Consider the following 18,809-nt stretch of genomic DNA (forward strand, 5'->3'; position numbering starts at 1 on the left):
GGATCGCGGATTGACAGGGGGCTAGTTAAGACGCTGTACTAACAAACATGTCCACGCCGACGACGCGCACAGCACGACGAGGTCTGGGTGCCGGCCTGCGAGCCACCTCCAAGGTGCTCCCCGAGCACGCCCGGGCGCACAACCGCTCCCTGGTGCTCCAGCACCTGTTCCACGAGGGGCCGACCTCCAGGGCCGACCTGGCCCGGGCCACCTCCCTGACCCGCGTGACCATCTCCGACCTGGTGAACGTCCTCCTCGCCGAGGGGCTCGTCGAGGAGCTGGGCGTGCAGCCCGGCCGGCGGGTCGGCAAGCCCGCGATCCTCGTGGGGATGCGGACCGACGCCTACCAGATCGTGGCGGTCGACCTGTCGGACGACGCTGTCATGCGCGGCGCGGTCATGACCCTCACGGGCGAGGCCGTCGTGCGCCGCTCCCTGCCGGTGGCGGGGCACGTCGGCGACACGCTCGTGGACCTGCTCACGCGCTTCGCGCGCACCCTGATCTCCGCCGCGACCCGCCCCGTCATCGGCGTGGGCGTCGGCTCGCCCGGCGTCGTGGACGACTCCGGCCGCGTCGTCGAGGCGCCCAACCGGCAGTGGACCGACCTGCCGCTGGCCGCGATCCTCACCGACCGGCTGGCCCTGCCGGTGCACGTGGCCAACGACGCGAACTCCGCCGCCCTCGGCGAGTACACCTACGGCGGCGCCTCCGACTCCATGCTCGTGCTGACGGTCGGGCAGGGCGTGGGAGCCGGGGTGATGGTCGACGGCTCGCGGGTGCACGGCTCCGCCGACGCCGCGGGCGAGCTCGGGCACGTCACGGTCGTGGACGACGGCGAGCTCTGCGCCTGCGGCCGTCACGGCTGCCTGGAGACCGTGCTCGCCGCCCCGGCGCTCCGCCGCGCCGTCGCGGGGCTGGACCCCGCCGCCGCGGACGAGGCGCTCGCCGGCGTGGGCCGCACCCTCGGCGTCGCCCTCGCGCCCGTCGTGGGCGCCCTGAACCTCGGCGAGGTGCTGCTCAGCGGCCCCGCCGACCTGCTCGACGGCGCGCTGCGCACCGCCGCCCTGCAGACCCTGACGGACCGCACGATGCCGGCCACGGCCGCCGGGCTGCGGTTGCGGATGGCCACGCTCGACGAGGACGTCGTCCTCGCCGGTGCGGCCGTCCTGGTGCTGGCCGCCCAGCTCGGCGTCTCCTGACCCCGACGAAGGACCTGCACCCGCGGCGCCGTCCCCGGCGCCGCGGTGCTCGGATCGACCCCAGAAAGATCGAGAGGAATCCCCAGTGAAGAGGACCCGTGTGGTCGCCACCGGCGTGGCGACGAGCCTGACCCTGGCGCTCGCGCTCGCCGCGTGCGCGCCCGCCGACGACGAGGGGACCGGCGAGACCGGCGGCACCCCCGAGGCCGGCGACATCACCCTGTGGCTCGCCGGTGCCGACACCAACGACGACCTGCGCAAGTACCTGGTCGACACGTTCGCCGAGGAGAACCCCGGCTCGACGCTGACGATCGAGGAGCAGGACTGGACCGACCTGGTCACCAAGCTCACGACCGCGCTGCCCGACGCCGCGAACACCCCGGACGTCGTGGAGATCGGCAACACGCAGGCGCCGACGTTCACCTACGCGGGCGCGTTCCGCGAGATCTCGCCGGAGCTGTACGACGAGCTGGGCGGCGACAAGCTGCTGCAGTCGTTCGTCGACGCGGGCTCGATCGACGAGGCCAAGTACGCGCTGCCCTACTACTACGGCTCGCGCTACATGTTCTACCGCAAGGACATCTGGCAGAAGGCCGGCCTCGAGGTGCCCAAGACGCTGGAGGAGTTCGGCGACTCCGTCAAGGAGCTCACCTCCAAGAAGCAGTCCGGGTTCGCGATGGGCGGGCAGGACTGGCGCAACGGCATCTCCTGGGTCTTCGCGAACGACGGCGAGCTCGCCGTCAAGGACGGCGACCAGTGGACCTCCACGCTGTCCGACCCGAACACGGTCAAGGGCCTCGAGCAGTGGCAGGACGTCTTCGAGAACGCGTCGAACCTGCCGGCGACGGCCAAGGACGAGGCGTACTGGGACTTCATCAACGACGGCACCGACGGCGAGGCGCCCGAGGGCGCGACCATCATGGCGCCGGGCTGGGCCCGCTGGTCCATCGGCGACCTGACGAAGGGTGACGACGGCAAGGAGGTGCGCGACGGCATGGCGGACGACAAGAAGTTCGACATCTTCGCGCTGCCGGGCGTCGACGGCGGCGTGGCCCCCGTGTTCGCCGGCGGCTCGAACGTCGCGGTGTCCGCGAAGTCGCAGCACCCCGAGCTCTCGGAGAACCTGCTGCGGATCATCTACTCGGACGAGTACCAGACGATGCTCGCCAAGGCGGGCCTCGGCCCGGCCAACACGGACTTCAACAAGCTCATGACCGTGGACGCCGACGGCAACCCGGACAAGTTCGGCGAGGTCACCGTGGAGACCGCCGAGGCGTCGAAGCTCACCCCCGCCGCACCCGGCTGGGCCGCCGTGGAGGGCGCCTCGGTCTACGAGGAGCTCTTCCAGAAGATCGCCGAGGGCGGTGACGTGACGGCACTCGCCAAGCAGTACGACGAGAAGCTCACGCCGATGCTCAACGGCCAGGCGGGCTGACCCCCTTCAGCCCCCACCCCTGACGGGCGGAGCGGTGCCACGTCGCTGGTCCCCCACCAGCTCCACCGCTCCGCCCGTCATCCACGACCACCGGGAAGGAGGACCGCATGACCACCGCGACACCCGCGTCCACCATCGCGATCCGCCGTCGGCGCCAGCCGGCCACCCCCTACCTCCTGCTGCTCCCCGCGGTGCTGATCCTCCTCGTCGGTCTCGGGTACCCCGTGTACTGGCAGGTCGTGACCTCGCTGCAGGAATACGGGATGATGCAGCAGTTCGGCGCGCCCCCCACCTTCGCCGGGCTGGACAACTACGCGCGGATCTTCTCCGACGACCGGCTCTGGACCGTCGTGGGACGTTCGATCCTCTTCTGCCTCGTGAACGCGTTCCTCACGGTGGCGATCGGCCTCGGGCTGGCGCTGCTGATGAAGGCCGTGCACGCCGCCGTGCGCATCACGCTGCAGATCGTGCTCCTGCTGGCCTGGGCGACCCCGCTCGTGGCCGCGGTGACCGTCTTCCGGTGGCTCTTCGACTACCGCTCCGGCGTCGTCAACTGGCTGCTCGTGCAGATCGGCCTCGACCAGTACCAGGGTTACGCCTGGCTCGCGCAGCCGCTGACGTTCTTCGTCGTCGCGACCCTGGTCATCGTGTGGATGTCGGTGCCGTTCGTGGCGATGTCGCTGTACGCCGGCCTCACGCAGGTCTCCGAGGAGGTCCTCGAGGCCGCGCGGCTCGACGGCGCGCGGCCCGCGCAGATCCTGCGCCACATCCTGCTGCCGCTGGTGCGCCCGGTGCTCGCCATCGTGCTGCTGCTGCAGATCATCTGGGACCTGCGGGTGTTCGCGCAGATCCGCCTGCTGCAGGACGCCGGCGCCCCGATCTCCGAGACGAACCTGCTGGGCAACTTCATCTACGAGCTCGGCATCGGCAGCCAGGACTTCTCCGGCGCCGCCGCCGTCTCGATCTTCGTCCTGCTGCTCACGGTGCTGCTCGCCGCGCCGTACGTGCGCAGCCTCATGAAGGAGGACGCCGCGTGAGCGCCGCGACCGAGACCGGGACCGAGACTGCGCGGCCCGCCGCCACGCCCGTCGTGCGCGACGCCGGCCAGGCGGTGCGCCGCCCCCGACCGCGGGTCGGCAAGATTCTGCTGGGCGTCCTGGGCATCGTCCTGTCCCTCGTGTGGGCGTTCCCCGTCTACTGGATGCTGCTGTCGGCCGTCACCCCGGCCGCGCGCCTCAAGGCGAGCACGCCGAGCTTCCTGCCCACCCACTTCACGCTCGCGAACTTCACCAGCGTCCTGACGGGCTCCGGCTTCGGCGGTGCCCTGCGCATGAGCCTGATGATCACGGGTGTGACGATCGTGCTCGTCCTCGCGTTCGCGTTCCTCGCCGCGCTGGCCATCAGCCGCTGGCGCTTCCGCGGCCGCACGAGCTTCGTCCTGGCCGTGCTGTTCATCCAGATGCTGCCCGCCGAGGGCCTGTTCATCGCGCAGTACAAGATGCTCTCGACGGTGGGGGCGAGCACGCCTGTGCTCGGCCTCAACTCGGTGCTCGGCATCTCGATCCTGTACACGGCGATGCTGGTGCCGTTCACGATCTGGATGCTGCGGGGCTTCGTCGCCGGCATCCCGGCCGAGCTCGAGGAGGCGGCCATGGTCGACGGCCTCTCGCGGACCAAGGCGTTCCTGCGGATCACGTTCCCGCTGCTCGCGCCGGGCCTCGTCGCCTCGGGCGTGTATGCGTTCCTGCAGGCGTGGAACGAGTTCACGACGGCGCTCGTGATCCTGCCCGCCGAGGACCGGCAGACACTGCCGATCTGGCTGCGCAGCTTCCTGTCGGCGTCGGCGAACCGCGGCATCGACTGGGGCGAGGTCATGGCGGCCTCGACCCTCATCGCTGTGCCGGTGATCGTCTTCTTCCTCTTCGTGCAGGGCCGGATGACGTCCGGGCTGGTCTCCGGGGCGGTGAAGGGCTGACGTGGACGACGCCACACCCCTGAACCCCCTGAACCCGCCGGGCCGCACAGGCCCCACGGTCGGGCTCGACATCGGCGGCACCAAGACCCTCGCCGTCCTGCTGGACGCGGCCGGCGCCACCGTGGCGCAGGCCCGGCTGGCCACCGAGCGCGGCCCGGCAGGGGTCGTCGCGGGCGCGGCCCGCGCCGTGCGCGGCGTCGCGCGGCAGGCCGGCGTCGACGTCGCGGACGTCGTCGGCGTGGGCGTGGGCATGCCCGGCCTCGTCGACCCGGCCGCCGGGACCGTGCGGCACGCGGTGAACGTGGGCGTGGACGCCTCGCCGCTGGCGCTCGCCCGGCTGCTGGGCGACGAGCTCGGCGGCATCCCCGTCGGGCTGGAGAACGACCTCAACGTGGCGGCGCTCGGTGCCGCGCACCTGGAGGCGGCCGCGGCGGGCACGCCCCGCGCGGGCGTCGACCTCGCGTTCCTCGCGCTCGGCACCGGCCTGGCCGCGGGCCTGGTGCTCGACGGCGAGCTGCGGCGCGGCTTCGGCGGCGCGGCCGGGGAGATCGGTCACGTGCCGGTCGACCCGGCCGGCCCGGTGTGCCCGTGCGGGCAGCGGGGCTGCCTCGAGCTGTACGCGTCCGGGACGGCCGTCGCCCGGCTGTGGCCGGCCCGGACCGGCCGCCCCGCGCCGGTGGAGCTGTTCGAGGCGGCCGAGCGCGGCGTCCCCGGGGCGGTCGAGGCGCGCGACGTCTACGCCTCCGCCGTGGCGGCGGCCGTACGCATGCTGGTCCTCACGGTCGACGTGCGGCACGTGGTGCTCGGCGGCGGCGTCGCGCAGCTCGGGGAGCCGCTCCTCGACGCGGTGCGCGCCGCGCTGGTCCGCGAGTCGCGGGACTCCGGGTTCCTCAGCTCGCTGCGCCTCGCGGACCGCGTCCGGCTCGCCCCGGGCCGCGTGCCCGTGGGCGCCGTCGGCGCCGCCGTCGTGGGACGGACGGTCGCCGGCCGTGCCCCGCTGAACGGGGTGGCGTCGTGACCGCGCGCCGGGCCGGGTCCCTGACCGGTGCCGTGACCGCGGGCCTGCTCACGGTCGCGCTGACCGGGTGCTCCGCGCTCGGCACGGGGGCGGAGCCCGCGGCGCCGGACACGGACCTCACGATGTGGCTGGTCGGCGAGGACACCACGCCCGAGCTCCGCGAGTACCTCGTGCAGAAGTTCGAGGACGAGCACCCGGGCGCGACCCTCACGATCGAGCAGCAGGAGTGGGGCGACCTCGTCGCCAACCTCACGGAGGCGCTGGAGGACCCGGCGACCACGCCGGACGTCGTCGAGATCGGCAACACGCAGTCGCCGACGTTCACCACCACGGGTGCGTTCCGCGAGATCTCGCCGGAGCTGTACGACGAGCTGGGCGGCGACAAGCTGCTGCAGTCGTTCGTCGACGCGGGGTCGGTGGACGGCCGCCACTACGCGCTGCCGTACTACTTCGGCTCGCGGTACGTCTTCTACCGCAAGGACGTGTGGGGCGCGGCGGGGCTCGAGAAGCCGTCGACGTTGGCCGAGTTCGGCGAGTCCGTCAAGGCGCTCACGGACGACGACCACGCCGGGTTCGCGATGGGCGGCCAGGACTGGCGCAACGGCATCTCCTGGGTGTTCGCCGCCGGCGGGGACCTCGCGGTGAAGGAGGGCGACGGCTGGGTCTCGACCCTGTCCGACCCGAAGACCGTCGAGGGCCTCGAGATGTGGCAGGACGTGTACGAGAACGCGTCGTACCTGCCGTCCACGGAGAAGGACGTCGAGTACTGGGACTTCCTCAACGACGGCGTCGAGGAGGCGCCGCCCGCCGCCGCCACGATCATGGCTCCCGCGTGGGCGCGGTGGTCGATCGGCCACCTCGTGCGCAACGACGAGGGCGAGCTGGTGCGCGACGGGATGAAGGACACCGACACGTTCGGCATCTTCGCCCTGCCCGGTCTGGACGGCGGCCTGGCCCCCGTCTTCGCGGGCGGCTCGAACATCGCGGTCTCGGCCACGTCGCCGAGCCCCGAGCTGGCCGAGGACGTGTTGCGCGTCGTCTTCTCCGACGAGTACCAGGAGAAGCTCGCCGCGGCCGGGCTCGGGCCCGCGAACGAGGACGCCCAGGAGCTCATGAAGGGCGACAGGTACGGCCGCCTCATGGTCCGCACGGCCGCCGCGTCGAAGCTCACCCCGCCTGCGCCCGGGTGGGCCTCGATCGAGGACGCCGGGGTGTACGAGGACCTGTTCGGCCGCATCGCCGACGGCGGTGACGTCGCGACCCTCGCGCAGGAGTTCGACGCCCGCCTCACGCCGATGCTCAACGCGCCCGCGGCGGCCGAGGACTGACCCGTCCGCGTGGAGCGGCGCGGACCACGCACGATGCCGGCACGATGCCGGCACGATGACGGCACGACGACGGGATGATGGACCCGATCCCGTACCCGAGAGACTGGAGCCCCCATGGAAGTCGTGATCGCCCCCGCCGAGGAGCTGGCCGTGCTGGCGGCCGACGCGATCGAGGCGTTGTTGCGGCGCGACCCGGCCACCGTGCTGGGGCTGGCGACGGGGTCGAGCCCGCTGAAGGTGTACGACGAGCTCGCGCGTCGCCACCGCGAGGACGGGCTGTCGTTCGCCGACGCCCGGGGCTTCATGCTGGACGAGTACGTGGGCCTGGACGCGGCGCACCCGCAGCGGTACCGCAACGTGATCGAGACGGAGATCGCCTCGCGGGTCGAGTGGCCGGCGGACCAGGTGTCCGGGCCCGACGGGCTGGCCGACGACATCCCGGCGGCGTGCGCGGCCTATGAGGCGGCGATCACCGACGCGGGCGGGGTGGACCTGCAGCTCCTGGGGATCGGCACGGACGGGCACATCGCGTTCAACGAGCCGGGCTCGTCGCTCGCGTCGCGCACGCGGATCAAGACGTTGACGGCGCAGACGCGGGTGGACAACGCGCGGTTCTTCGGCGACGACGTGGAGCAGGTGCCCACCCACTGCCTGACGCAGGGGCTGGGCACGATCATGGCGGCGCGGCACCTGGTGCTGCTGGCCACGGGCCGGCAGAAGGCGGAGGCGGTGCACCAGCTCGTGGAGGGTCCGATCTCCGCGATGTGGCCGGGCACGGTGATGCAGCTGCACCCGCACGCGACGGTGCTGGTCGACGACGCGGCGGCCTCCCGGCTGCAGCTCGGGGACTACTACCGCCAGACGTTCGCGTCCAAGCCGGACTGGCAGGGCCTGTGATCCGTGCCCGGATCCGCGGCGCGAGGGCCGGCGAGGCGGGGGAGCGTCGGGGGGTGGGTCGTAGACTGCCCGGCATGAGCGATCCCCTCTCCACCCCGCCCGCCGACCCCTCGCAGGACACCGGGGCCGGCACCAGCGTGCTGGAGCGCCCCGACACCCGCGAGCAGGCTGCGGAGCCGGGCGACCACGAGCGCTTCGCGCACTACGTGCGCAAGGAGAAGATCATGGAGTCGGCCCTGTCGGGCAAGCCCGTGATCGCGCTCTGCGGCAAGGTGTGGGTGCCGGGTCGTGACCCGTCGAAGTTCCCGGTGTGCCCGGTCTGCAAGGAGATCTACGACGGCCTCCGCGACCCGCAGGACGGCGAGGGCGGCGAGGGCGACTCCGGCAAGTGAGCGCGCAGCCGCTGAACGAGCCCGAGTCCACCCCCGATCACGACGGTTTCGACCTCTTCGCCGCGGCTGCGGAACCGGCGGCCAAGCCGCTGCCGCAGTCGCCGTCGTCGTCGGCGGCGTCCCACCTCAGCCCGGCGTTCCCGCGCCGCGCGCCGTGGGGCACCGCGTCCAACCTGCGTGCCTGGCAGGCCGAGGCGCTCGAGCTGTACCGCAGGCGTGACCCGCGCGACTTCCTCGCCGTCGCGACCCCCGGCGCAGGCAAGACGACGTTCGCGCTGCGCGTCGCCACCGAGCTGCTCGAGGCGGGGGTCGTGCGCCGCGTGACCGTCGTCGCGCCCACCGAGCACCTCAAGCACCAGTGGGCGGACGCCGCCGCGCGCGTCGGCATCCGCATCGACCCCTCCTTCAAGAACAGCCAGGGTCGGCACGGCTCGCACTACGACGGCGTCGCCCTCACGTACGCCCAGGTCGCCGCCAAGCCGGCTCTGCACCGCGCGCGCACCGATGCGGCGCGCACCCTCGTCATCCTCGACGAGGTGCACCACGGCGGAGACGCGCTGAGCTGGGGCGAGGCCGTCCGGGAGGCGTTCGAGGACGCGACCAAGCGCCTCGCCCTGACGGGCACGCCCTTCCGGTCGGACACGGCGCCGATTCCGTTCGTCACGTACGAGAAGGACCGCGAGGGCATCCGCCGCTCCAAGGCGGACTACACGTACGGCTACGGCGACGCGCTGCGCGACCACGTCGTGCGGCCGGTGCTGTTCATGACGTACTCGGGCAACATGCGCTGGCGCACGAAGGCGGGCGACGAGGTCAGCGCACGCCTCGGCGAGGCGATGACGAAGGACATGCACGCCCAGGCCTGGCGCACCGCGCTGGACCCGAACGGCGAGTGGATCCCGTCCGTCCTCGCGGGCGCGGACAAGCGGCTCACCGAGATGCGTCGTGCCGTCCCCGACGCCGGCGGCCTGGTCATCGCGACGGACCAGACGGACGCCCGCGCGTACGCCGGCCACCTGGCCCGGCTCACCGGCCAGAGCCCGACCGTCGTCCTGTCGGACGACGACGGCGCGAGCGCCCGCATCGACGAGTTCGCGCAGGGCGACTCGCGCTGGATGGTCGCCGTGCGGATGGTGTCCGAGGGTGTGGACGTGCCGCGGCTCGCCGTCGGCGTCTACGCCACGAGCACCTCGACGCCCCTGTTCTTCGCGCAGGCCGTGGGCCGGTTCGTGCGCGCCCGCAAGCGCGGCGAGACGGCGTCGGTCTTCCTGCCGAGCGTGCCGCTGCTGCTCGAGCTGGCCAACGGCATGGAGCTCGAGCGCGACCACGCGCTCGACCGCCCGAAGACGGCCGAGGAGCAGGGGACCGAGTACGACCCCGAGGCCGCGCTGCTCGCGGCGGCGAACAAGGAGGAGAAGGCGTCGGGGGAGCTCCTCGGCTCCTTCGAGGCGCTCGAGGCGCAGGCCTCGTTCGACCGGGTGCTGTTCGACGGCGGCGAGTTCGGCACGGGGGCGGACGTCGGTTCCGCCGAGGAGCTGGACTTCCTCGGCCTACCGGGCCTCCTCGAGGCGGACCAGGTCACCACCCTGCTGCGGCAGCGGCAGGCGCAGCAGGTGCGCGGGCGGGGCGGCGCCACGGCGTCGGAGGCGGCGCTCGAGCAGTCGGAGGCCGAGCACCGCCGCGCCGCCGACCTGCGCAAGGAGCTGTCCAAGCTGGTGTCCGCCTGGGCGCGCAAGAGCAGCACGCCGCACGGCTCCGTGCACAACGAGCTGCGTCGCCGGTGCGGCGGGCCCGAGGTGCCGCTGGCCACCGCCGACCAGCTCACCGCACGCGTCGAGATGGTGCGCGGCTGGTTCGTCGGGAAGAAGTAGGCACGACGCCGGCGCCGGCCGCGTCATCCCTGCCAGTGCTCCCGTAGGATCCCGGTCGCCGGAGCGGCGTCCTGGACGCGGTGGCCGGCACCGGCGACCGCGACGTGACGGGCGCCGGCGTCGGCCAGCGCCTCGGCGGTCTCCTCGTACAGCGGGTTCCAGCGACCGGTGACGACCAGGGTCCTCGCAGGGAGCGGCCTCGTCGGCTCGAGGCCGAGGCCCCAAGGGGGTCGCAGGGCCCGCAACCGGGCGACGCGCTGCTCGAGCACGTCGTCGGGCAGCACCGGCGGCGCCGTCCCGGTCGCGGCGGCGAACCGACGTGAGAACTCGCGCGTCGAAACCGACGGGTCGCCCGCGGCGGCGAAGACCGGTGCCATCGCCGCGATGTGCTCCTCGACGGCGGGCGTCCCGCGCGCCAGGTCGAAGCATGCGGGCTCGAGGAGCGCGAGCGAGGTCACCAACCCAGGCTCCCGCTGCGCGGCGAGGAGCGCCGCGTTCGCCCCGTACGAGTGCGCCACCACGTGTCCGCCGCCCGCGCCGCGGAGCAGGTCGAGGACCCGGCGCGCGTCGAGCGCGGCGTCGTCCGCGACGCCCTCGCGCGGCAGGAACGACCACCCCGGCTCGGCGACCGCCGCCTGCTCGGGCCAGGCGTCGGCGCCGGCCGAGCCCGCGCCGTGGACGAAGACGACGCGCATCGCGGCGCTCAGCGCAGCACGAGGTCCACGGTGGGGATCGCGGGGTCGCCGGCCGAGAGCCGGCGGCCGCCGCGCGGCAGCTCCGCGCGGGCCTGGAGGTGGTGGCGGGCCGCGTTCTGCACGCCGTAGGCGCCCACCCAGCGCGAGTCGACGGCGCCGTCCACGACGAGCGGCACGAGGAGGCTGCGCAGGTCGGGGCGCTCGCCGTCGGCGGGCTCGTCGGTCTGCTCCCCGTGCAGGGAGCCGCCGTCCTCGGGGGACCAGGCCACGACCAGGTCGTCCGGACCCGTGACGAGGACTTCTTCGACGGCGCGCCCGTCGGGCCCGTAGCGGCGCGCCGCCCCCTTGCGGCCGCCCTGGCTCGTCTTGTGCGCGGACGCCTTCGCCACGGGCTGCAGCACGCCGGAGGGGTCGGCGCGGGCGACGAGCTTGTAGACCATGCCGCAGGTGGGTGCGCCGGAGCCGGTCACGAGCGACGTCCCGACGCCGTAGACGTCCACGGGCATCGCCGCGAGCCCGGCGATCGCGTGCTCGTCGAGGTCGGACGTCACGACGATCTTCGTGCCGGTGGCCCCCAGGTCGTCGAGCTGACGTCGCACCTCGACGGCGAGGACGCCGAGGTCGCCCGAGTCGAGGCGGACCGCGCCGAGCGACGTGCCGCCCGCGGCGATCGCGTTCTCGACGCCGCGCCGCACGTCGTAGGTGTCGACCAGCAGGGTGGTGCCCGACCCGAGCGACGCGATCTGCGAGTCGAAGGCCGAGCGCTCGTCGTCGTGCAGGAGCGTGAACGCGTGCGCCGCGGTGCCGATGGTGTCGAGCCCGTACCGCATTCCCGCCTCGAGGTTCGACGTGCCCGTGAAGCCGCCGACGACGGCGGCGCGCGCGGCTGCGACGGCGGCCTGCTCGTGGGCGCGCCGGGAGCCCATCTCGAGCACCGGGCGGTCCACGGCGGCGCTGGTCATCCGCGACGCGGCGGACGCGATGGCCGAGTCGTAGTTGAGGATCGACAGGATCAGCGTCTCGAGCAGCACCGCCTCGGCGAACGTGCCCTCGACCTGCAGCACCGGCGAGCCCGGGAAGAAGATCTCGCCCTCCGCGTAGCCCTGGATCGACCCCGTGAAGCGGTAGCCGCGCAGGAAGTCGAGGGTCCGGTCGTCGACGACGCCGGCGCGTTCGAGGTACGCGAGCTCGGCGTCGCCGAATCGGAAGTGGGCGAGCGCCTCGAGGATGCGTCCCGTGCCCGCGAGCACGCCGTACCGCCGGCCGGCGGGCAGCCTCCGCGTGAACACCTCGAAGACGCAGTGCCGGTGCGCGGTGCCGTCCGCGAGGGCCGCCTGCAGCATCGTCAGCTCGTACCGGTCGGTGAGGAGGGCGACCGAGGGGCGGACGGACGGGAGCGGGGCGGCCGGCACGGCCTGCAGCGACGGGGCGGCGCCGCCCCGGGGCTCGTCGGTCATGGGGACACGGTAGGGCTCCTGCGCTGGTCCGGCAGGGCGAGGCCCGCCAGTCGGACGGTCGACGACCGCCGGTCGGCTGTGCCTAGGGTGGGCGGGTGAACGGGCAGACGACGACGCGCGCGGCGATCTCCGCGACGACGGCCGCGAGGATTGCCGTGACGACGGCAGCCGCGGCGACCGAGGTGGAGCGCGAGACGCGGTCCGACGCGGCGACGGCCGTCGCGGACCCGTGGGTGACGATCGTGTGGAACGACCCGGTGAACCTCATGTCGTACGTGAGCTACGTCTTCGAGAGCTACTTCGGCTACCCGCCGGCGAAGGCGCAGAAGCTGATGCTGCAGGTGCACCACGACGGGCGCGCCGTCGTGTCGTCGGGCCCGCGCGAGCGGATGGAGGTGGACGTGCAGGCGATGCACGGGTTCGGGCTGTGGGCCACGCTGCGGCAGTCGGGCTCGTCCGACGGCGGTACGACCGACGGAGGCGCGGCATGACGCCGTTCCGGTCCGCGCCGGCGGGCTACGTCGCCCGGTGGGACGACGTCGAGCGCGAGGTGCTCGGGCGGGTCGCGCGGGACGTCGCCGAGCTGGTGCGCGCGGAGTCGGGGCTGGAGCCGGGCATCGAGGTCGGCGACGGCGTCGCGTTCACCGGCGTCGCACGGGTGCCGCAGGACCCGGCGGTGCAGCGCCTGCTGCCCGACGCGCACCAGGAGGACGCCGACGTCGCCGCCGAGTTCCGGCACCTGACGCAGACGGACCTGGCGGCCGGGAAGGTGGCCCGCCTCGTCGCGTTCGCCGACGCGATCGACTCCCCGGACGTGCTCCCGGACGACCCGCGGGACGGGGCGGAGCTCGTCGTACCGCGCGAGTCGGCGCAGGACTTCGCGGGCGCGCTGACCGACGTGCGGCTCGTCCTCGCCGAGCGGCTGGGGCTGGTCGACGACGCGGACGTCGAGTCCCTGCACGACGACGTCCTGGCCGGCATCGACGACGACACCGAGGACGACGAGACCGACGACGACCCGGACGACGCCGACGACGCCCCGGACGAGTACGCCGGCTGGGAGCGGGTCGGGCTGTCCGGCCGGGAGCGGCGGTACTGGGGTGGGGTGTTCGTGGCCGCGGGGTTCGCGCAGGAGTCGCTGGTCGACGAGATGCTCGCGGACCTGAGGGCCGGGCGCGCGCGGGACTGACCGCGCGACGCCGGCCGCGCCGGCGTGACGGCCGGCGCGTCACCGCAGGCCGGGGCGTCGCTGTGGCGGGCGCCACGCCGTGTCGCCGCTCACTCCCCGGGGTCGTGACGGTCCGTCGCGACTAGGCTTCCTCGCGTGAACGACGCCCCCATCGGGATCTTCGACAGCGGCGTCGGCGGGCTGACCGTCGCGCGCTCCATCCTCGACCAGCTTCCCCACGAGCAGGTGCTCTACCTGGGGGACACGGCGAACAGCCCGTACGGGCCGAAGCCGCTCGCCGCCGTGCGCGCGATGGCGCTCGCGGTGATGGACCGGCTCGTCGACGAGGGCGTGAAGATGCTGGTCATCGCCTGCAACTCCGCCACCGCGGTGGCACTGCCCGACGCCCGCGAGCGGTACACCGTGCGGCGCGGCATCCCCGTCGTCGAGGTGATCCGGCCCGCCGCCCGGCGCGCGGTGCTCACGTCGAGGACGGGGCGCATCGGCGTCATCGGCACCAAGACCACCATCGACTCGCGGGCGTACGACGACGCGTTCCACGTGACGCCGGGGCTGGAGATCACCACGCAGGCGTGCCCGGACTTCGTGCCGCTCGTGGAGCGCGGGCTGACCTCGGGCCCGGAGGTGCTGGAGGTGGCCCACCGCTACCTCGACCCGGTGAAGGCCGCGGGCGTCGACACGCTCGTCCTCGGCTGCACGCACTACCCGCTGCTGGCAGGCGCCGTCTCCTACGTGATGGGCGAGGACGTCACGCTGGTCTCCAGCGCCGAGGAGACGGCCAAGGACGTGTACCGCAACCTCGTGCAGCACGGCCTCGAACGCTCGCCCGGCGCGCCCGCTCCGGTGCACCGGTTCCTCGCCACCGGGGAGCCCGAGCCGTTCGAGCGGCTCGCGCGCCGGTTCCTGGGGCCGGAGGTGACCCTGGTGGAGGCCGCATGAGGCTCGTCACCGTGGGGGTCTCGGGGTCGTTCCCGGGCCCGGCGTCGCCCGCGTCCGCCTATCTCCTGCAGGCGCACGACGGCGAGCGGGACTGGAACGTGCTGCTCGACCTCGGCAACGGGGCGCTCGGCGCCCTGCAGCGCCACGTCGACCCGCTCGACCTGGACGCCGTCGCGTTGTCCCACCTGCACCCCGACCACTGCGCGGACCTGTCCGGGCTGTACGTGTACCTGCGCTACCACCCGGAGCGGGGCGGCACCCGCACCGGCGTCGGGCGGCGGCTGCCCGTGCTCGGGCCGAGCACGACGGCGGACCGGGCCGCGGCGATGTACGGCCTCGCGCCCGGCGAGTCGATGGACGGCGAGTACGACGTGCGCGCCTGGCGGCCCGGCGTCGCAGTGCACGTCGGGCCGTTCGAGCTGGAGCCCTTCGCGGTGTACCACCCGGTCGAGGCGTACGGCATCCGCGTGACGGGGCCGTCGTCGGTGCGCCCGGGGGAGCGGGTCACGCTCGTCTACTCCGGCGACACGGACGCGTGCGACGGCCTGGTCGCCGGCGCCCGCGGGGCGGATCTCTTCCTGTGCGAGGCGGCGTTCCAGGAGGGGCGCGACGACGGCGTCGAGCGCGGCATCCACCTCACCGGCCGGCGGGCGGGCGAGGCCGCCGCGGCCGCCGGGGTGCGGAGCCTGCTGCTCACGCACCTGCCGGTGTGGAACGCGCCGGACGTCGCCGTGGCCGAGGCCCGGTCGGCGTACGACGGTCCCGTCGCGGTGGCGACGGCCGGCGGGGTGCACGAGCTGTGAGCGGTAATCTCGGGGCCGTGAACGACGCCTCCGCCCCCGCCTCCCCGACGTCGCCGGCGACCCGGCCCGCCTGGCCCGCCGCCGTCTGCGACCTCGTGTGCGTGCTCGTGTTCACCGTGGTGGGCACGCTCAGCCACGACACCGCGGGCGTCGGGCACGTCGCGCTCGTCGGGCTGCCGTTCGTCGTGGGGCTCGCCGTCGGCTGGCTCGCGACGCGCGCCTGGCGCGCCCCCGCGCAGGTGTGGCCCACCGGCGTGGCCGTGTGGTTCGCCACCGTCGTGCTGGGCCTGGTGCTGCGGCCCGTGCTCGGCATCGGCGGCGTCGAGACGGCGTTCGCGATCGTCACCGCCGTCTTCCTGGGCGTGACCATGCTGGGCTGGCGCGCCCTCGCGTCCCTCGCCGCCCGCCGTCGCACCACTCGTTGATCTAGTCGGCGATCTCGTCAGCCGAGGGCTTCGGCGACCGCCGGGGCGAGGGCGCGGAACGCCTTGCCGCGGTGGCTGATGGCGTTCTTCTCCGCCGGGGTGAGCTCGGACGACGTGCGCGTGCCGGGCGTGCCGTCGGCGGCCGGGGTCTGCTCGACGGGCACGTGGATCGGGTCGTAGCCGAAGCCGTGGCTCCCGCGCGGGGCGCGCACCAGGGTGCCGGGCATCTCGCCGAGGCACACCTCCTCGCGGCCGTCCGGGGTCACGAGCGCGGCCGCGCAGACGAACGCCGCCGCACGGTGCTCGTCGTGGACGTCGGCGAGCTGGTCGAGGAGGAGGCGGAGGTTCGCCTCGTCGTCGCCGTGCCGGCCCGACCAGCGGGCCGAGAAGATCCCGGGCGCGCCGCCCATGACGTCCACGCTCAGGCCGGAGTCGTCCGCGACGGCGGGCAGCCCGGTCGCGCGGGCCAGCGCGCGCGCCTTGATGAGCGCGTTCTCGACGAACGACACGCCGTCCTCGACGGGCTCCGGGGCGCCGAGCTCGCCCGCCGTCACCACGGCGTCGTCGGGCAGGGCGTCCAGGCCCGGCTGGTCGCGCAGGATGGCGCGCAGCTCCACGAGCTTGCCGCGGTTGTGCGTGGCCAGCACGAGGCGGGCGCCGGCGGGGACCGTCACGCCGGTGGTCGCGTCCGGGGTCGCGTCGGCCATCGTCACAGCTCCTGCGCCAGCGCGGCGCGCTGGATCTCGGTGAGGTCGGCCGTGCCCGCGACGGCGAGGTCGAGGAGGGCGTCGAGCTCGGCGCGGTCGAACGGCGCGTGCTCCGCGGTGCCCTGCACCTCGACGAACGTGCCCGAGCCCGTCGTCACGACGTTCATGTCCGTCTCGGCCCGCACGTCCTCGACGTAGGGCAGGTCGAGCATCGGGGTGCCGTCGATGATGCCGACGCTCACGGCCGCGACGGAGTCCGTGAGGACCTTCTTGCCGCCGGTGACGTGGCCGTGGCGGGTGCCCCACGCGACGGCGTCGGCGAGCGCGACGTACGCGCCCGTGATGGCCGCGGTGCGGGTGCCGCCGTCGGCCTGCAGCACGTCGCAGTCGAGGACGATCGTGTTCTCGCCGAGCGCGGTCACGTCGACGACGGCGCGCAGCGCGCGGCCGATGAGCCGGGAGATCTCGTGCGTGCGGCCGCCGATCTTGCCCTTGACGGACTCGCGCTGGCTGCGGTCGTTGGTGGCGCGGGGGAGCATCGCGTACTCGGCGGTCACCCAGCCCTCGCCGGAGCCCTTCTTCCAGCGCGGCACGCCCTCGGTGAACGACGCCGTGCACAGCACGCGGGTCTTGCCGAACTCCACCAGCACGGAGCCCTCGGCGTTCTCGGTCCAACCACGCGTGATGGTCACGGGGCGGAGCTGGTCGGGCGTGCGGCCGTCGGCGCGCAGCACGGCCTCGGAAGCGGGGGAAGTCATGCGGCCACCCTATGCGAGCCGCACGTAGGGTTGTCCGGTGCAGCTCACCGCCACGGACCTCGCGTTCGCCTATCCCGGCCGCCCGGTGCTCGACGGCGTGAGCCTGCGCGTCTCCGACGGCACCCGTCTCGGCGTGGTGGGGGAGAACGGGTCCGGCAAGTCGACGCTGCTGCACCTCCTGGCCGGCGGGCTCAAGCCCGCGCGCGGTGAGCTCCGGCGCAAGGGGAGCGTCGCGCTGGTGGAGCAGGAGCTCGCGACCTCGGCGGGGGAGACCGTGGGCGACCTCGTGCGGCGCACGCTCGCCGACCTGCGCGCGCTCGCCGCCGAGATCGAGAAGGAGGCCGCGGGCTTCGACCACGAGACGGGCGACCTGCGGCGGCTGTCCGGGCTCCTGGCGCGCGCCGAGCACCTGGCCGCGTGGGACGCGGACCGACGCGTCGACGTCGCGCTCACCCGCCTCGGCGCGGTGCGCGACCCCGACCGGCGCCTCGACACCCTGTCCGTGGGTCAGCGGTACCGGGTGCGCCTCGCGTGCCGGCTCGCGGAGCGGGCCGACCTGCTGCTCCTGGACGAGCCCACCAACCACCTCGACGACTCCGCGATCGAGTTCCTCACCGGTGAGCTGGTCGCCTGGCACGGCGGCGTGGTGGTCGTGACGCACGACCGTGAGCTGCTCGACGACGTGGCCACCGCCATCCTCGACCTCGACCCGTCGATGGACGGCAAGCCGGTGCTGTACGGGCAGCCGGGCTACCTCGCGTACCGGTTCGCGAAGAACCAGGCGCTGCACCGGTGGCGGCAGCGCTACCGCGCGGAGCAGGAGCGCGCCCGGGTGCTCGCCGAGCGGCTGGACGCGTCGTACGAGGGGCTGTCGGACGAGTGGCGGCCGCCCAAGGGGTCGCAGAAGCACCGCCGCGCCACGCGGGCCCGCATCCACGTCAAGGCCGCCGACCGGCTGATCGAGAAGCTCGAGGCCGAGGCCGTCGAGGTCCCCGTGCCGCCTGCGCGCCTCGCGTTCCCGGACCTTCCGTCGATGTCGCCCGGCTGGGACCCGGGCGACCCGCTCGTCGAGCTCCGGTCCCCGCGGGTCGTGGCGGAGGACGGCGACCGGGCGGGCACCGTCCGCGTCGACCTGCCAGGCACGCGCGTCGCGGTGCCGCCGTCGGGTCGCCTGCTGGTCGTCGGCCCCAACGGGTCGGGCAAGTCGACGCTGCTCGCGGCGCTCGCGGGCCGGGTACCGCTGGCCCGCGGCACCCGGTCGGTCACGCCGGGCGCGAGGCTGGGCGTCGTCGTCCAGGAGGCGACGGCCCCGGAGGGCCTCGCCGGGACGACGACGGGCGAGGGCGCGGCGCCGACGGGCTTCGACGCGTACGCGGCCGAGGCGCTGGGCCTGCTGGAGCGCGGCGAGCTGGACCCGGAGCACGTCGTGCCCGTGGCGGCGCTCGGGCTGCTGAGCGAGGAGGACCTCGAGCGGCCGCTCGCGGAGCTGTCGGCCGGGCAGCGGCGCCGGTTCGAGGTCGCGCGAGCGCTGCTGCACGCGCCGCACCTGCTCCTGCTCGACGAGCCGACCAACCACCTGTCCGTGGACCTCGTGGACGAGCTGACCCGGGCCCTGGTCGCCACCCCCGCCGCCGTCGTCGTCGCCACCCACGACCGGCGCATGCGTGCCGACCTCGCGGACTGGCCGGTGCTCGACCTCGGCTCCTGACGCCCGGTTGGCG

19 protein-coding genes are annotated in these 18,809 nt (G+C 74.1%); 15 read left to right on the forward strand and 4 right to left on the reverse strand.

Annotation, left to right across the window (positions count from 1 at the left end):
- Positions 1–47: 47 nt before the first annotated feature.
- The 9 genes from ACFVS0_RS06615 (at position 48) to ACFVS0_RS06655 (ending at position 10,115) form a co-directional block, all read left to right on the forward strand.
- Positions 48–1,199, forward strand: coding sequence for an ROK family protein (locus tag ACFVS0_RS06615; protein ID WP_430549744.1), 1,152 nt, complete (start codon positions 48–50; stop codon positions 1,197–1,199).
- An 85-nt stretch (positions 1,200–1,284) separates the two neighbouring features.
- The gene (locus tag ACFVS0_RS06620; protein WP_430585084.1) at positions 1,285–2,634 is read left to right on the forward strand and encodes an extracellular solute-binding protein; all 1,350 of its coding nucleotides are present in this window, start codon (positions 1,285–1,287) and stop codon (positions 2,632–2,634) included.
- A gap of 107 nt (positions 2,635–2,741) precedes the next feature.
- Positions 2,742–3,671 carry a carbohydrate ABC transporter permease gene (locus ACFVS0_RS06625; RefSeq protein ID WP_430546895.1) on the forward strand — a complete coding sequence of 310 codons (930 nt, stop codon included), beginning with the start codon at positions 2,742–2,744 and terminating at the stop codon, positions 3,669–3,671.
- Positions 3,668–4,609 carry a carbohydrate ABC transporter permease gene (locus tag ACFVS0_RS06630; RefSeq protein ID WP_430549746.1) on the forward strand — a complete coding sequence of 314 codons (942 nt, stop codon included), beginning with the start codon at positions 3,668–3,670 and terminating at the stop codon, positions 4,607–4,609. The genes ACFVS0_RS06625 and ACFVS0_RS06630 overlap by 4 nt, the downstream gene beginning before the upstream one ends.
- Position 4,610: 1 nt before the next feature.
- The gene (locus ACFVS0_RS06635; RefSeq protein WP_430549747.1) at positions 4,611–5,627 is read left to right on the forward strand and encodes an ROK family protein; all 1,017 of its coding nucleotides are present in this window, start codon (positions 4,611–4,613) and stop codon (positions 5,625–5,627) included.
- Positions 5,624–6,955 carry an extracellular solute-binding protein gene (locus tag ACFVS0_RS06640; protein WP_430587507.1) on the forward strand — a complete coding sequence of 444 codons (1,332 nt, stop codon included), beginning with the start codon at positions 5,624–5,626 and terminating at the stop codon, positions 6,953–6,955. The genes ACFVS0_RS06635 and ACFVS0_RS06640 overlap by 4 nt, the downstream gene beginning before the upstream one ends.
- A 114-nt stretch (positions 6,956–7,069) precedes the next feature.
- On the forward strand, positions 7,070–7,852 hold the full coding sequence (gene nagB / locus ACFVS0_RS06645) for a glucosamine-6-phosphate deaminase (protein ID WP_430552556.1): 783 nt from the start codon (positions 7,070–7,072) through the stop codon (positions 7,850–7,852).
- 74 nt (positions 7,853–7,926) lie between these two features.
- Positions 7,927–8,244, forward strand: a complete 318-nt coding sequence (locus tag ACFVS0_RS06650) for a DUF3039 domain-containing protein (RefSeq protein WP_380244530.1) — start codon at positions 7,927–7,929, stop codon at positions 8,242–8,244.
- 89 nt (positions 8,245–8,333) lie between these two features.
- Complete coding sequence (locus ACFVS0_RS06655; RefSeq protein WP_430587530.1) at positions 8,334–10,115, forward strand: DEAD/DEAH box helicase; 1,782 nt, start codon at positions 8,334–8,336, stop codon at positions 10,113–10,115.
- Between the two features lie 23 nt (positions 10,116–10,138).
- Here ACFVS0_RS06655 and ACFVS0_RS06660 read toward each other — a convergent pair whose 3' ends face one another.
- The gene (locus tag ACFVS0_RS06660) at positions 10,139–10,810 is read right to left on the reverse strand and encodes an alpha/beta fold hydrolase (protein ID WP_430587508.1); all 672 of its coding nucleotides are present in this window, start codon (positions 10,808–10,810) and stop codon (positions 10,139–10,141) included.
- Positions 10,811–10,818: 8 nt separating this feature from the next.
- Positions 10,819–12,267: a nicotinate phosphoribosyltransferase gene (locus ACFVS0_RS06665; protein ID WP_430587509.1), complete on the reverse strand. Its 1,449-nt coding sequence runs from the start codon at positions 12,265–12,267 to the stop codon at positions 10,819–10,821.
- Positions 12,268–12,416: 149 nt separating this feature from the next.
- Here ACFVS0_RS06665 and clpS point away from each other — a divergent pair, with 149 nt between their 5' ends.
- From clpS to ACFVS0_RS06690, 5 genes are all read left to right on the forward strand, one after another.
- On the forward strand, positions 12,417–12,758 hold the full coding sequence (clpS, locus tag ACFVS0_RS06670) for an ATP-dependent Clp protease adapter ClpS (protein ID WP_430562716.1): 342 nt from the start codon (positions 12,417–12,419) through the stop codon (positions 12,756–12,758).
- Positions 12,755–13,456: a DUF2017 family protein gene (locus tag ACFVS0_RS06675; protein ID WP_430587510.1), complete on the forward strand. Its 702-nt coding sequence runs from the start codon at positions 12,755–12,757 to the stop codon at positions 13,454–13,456. The genes clpS and ACFVS0_RS06675 overlap by 4 nt, the downstream gene beginning before the upstream one ends.
- Before the next feature lie 135 nt (positions 13,457–13,591).
- Positions 13,592–14,395, forward strand: coding sequence for a glutamate racemase (gene murI / locus ACFVS0_RS06680; RefSeq protein WP_430562659.1), 804 nt, complete (start codon positions 13,592–13,594; stop codon positions 14,393–14,395).
- On the forward strand, positions 14,392–15,198 hold the full coding sequence (locus ACFVS0_RS06685; RefSeq protein ID WP_430587511.1) for an MBL fold metallo-hydrolase: 807 nt from the start codon (positions 14,392–14,394) through the stop codon (positions 15,196–15,198). Before murI ends, ACFVS0_RS06685 begins: the two co-directional genes overlap by 4 nt.
- Before the next feature lie 17 nt (positions 15,199–15,215).
- Entirely contained in the window at positions 15,216–15,623 is a 408-nt protein-coding gene (locus tag ACFVS0_RS06690) for a DUF3054 domain-containing protein (protein WP_430562657.1), read from the forward strand.
- A gap of 17 nt (positions 15,624–15,640) precedes the next feature.
- Here the strand turns inward: ACFVS0_RS06690 and rdgB are convergent, their stop codons facing one another.
- Together rdgB and rph are read right to left on the reverse strand one after the other, a co-directional pair.
- Positions 15,641–16,330 (reverse strand): RdgB/HAM1 family non-canonical purine NTP pyrophosphatase, encoded by a 690-nt coding sequence (gene rdgB, locus ACFVS0_RS06695; RefSeq protein ID WP_430562656.1) that lies wholly within the window; start codon positions 16,328–16,330, stop codon positions 15,641–15,643.
- A 2-nt stretch (positions 16,331–16,332) separates the two neighbouring features.
- Positions 16,333–17,088 carry a ribonuclease PH gene (rph, locus tag ACFVS0_RS06700; RefSeq protein WP_430549758.1) on the reverse strand — a complete coding sequence of 252 codons (756 nt, stop codon included), beginning with the start codon at positions 17,086–17,088 and terminating at the stop codon, positions 16,333–16,335.
- Positions 17,089–17,125: 37 nt separating this feature from the next.
- Here rph and ACFVS0_RS06705 point away from each other — a divergent pair, with 37 nt between their 5' ends.
- A complete protein-coding gene (locus tag ACFVS0_RS06705) occupies positions 17,126–18,796 on the forward strand; it encodes an ATP-binding cassette domain-containing protein (RefSeq protein ID WP_430587512.1) in 1,671 nt (556 codons plus the stop codon).
- Positions 18,797–18,809: the final 13 nt, after the last annotated feature.

It is taken from the genome of Isoptericola sp. NPDC058082 (assembly GCF_042885055.1).
Taxonomy (GTDB): Bacteria; Actinomycetota; Actinomycetes; order Actinomycetales; family Cellulomonadaceae; genus Isoptericola.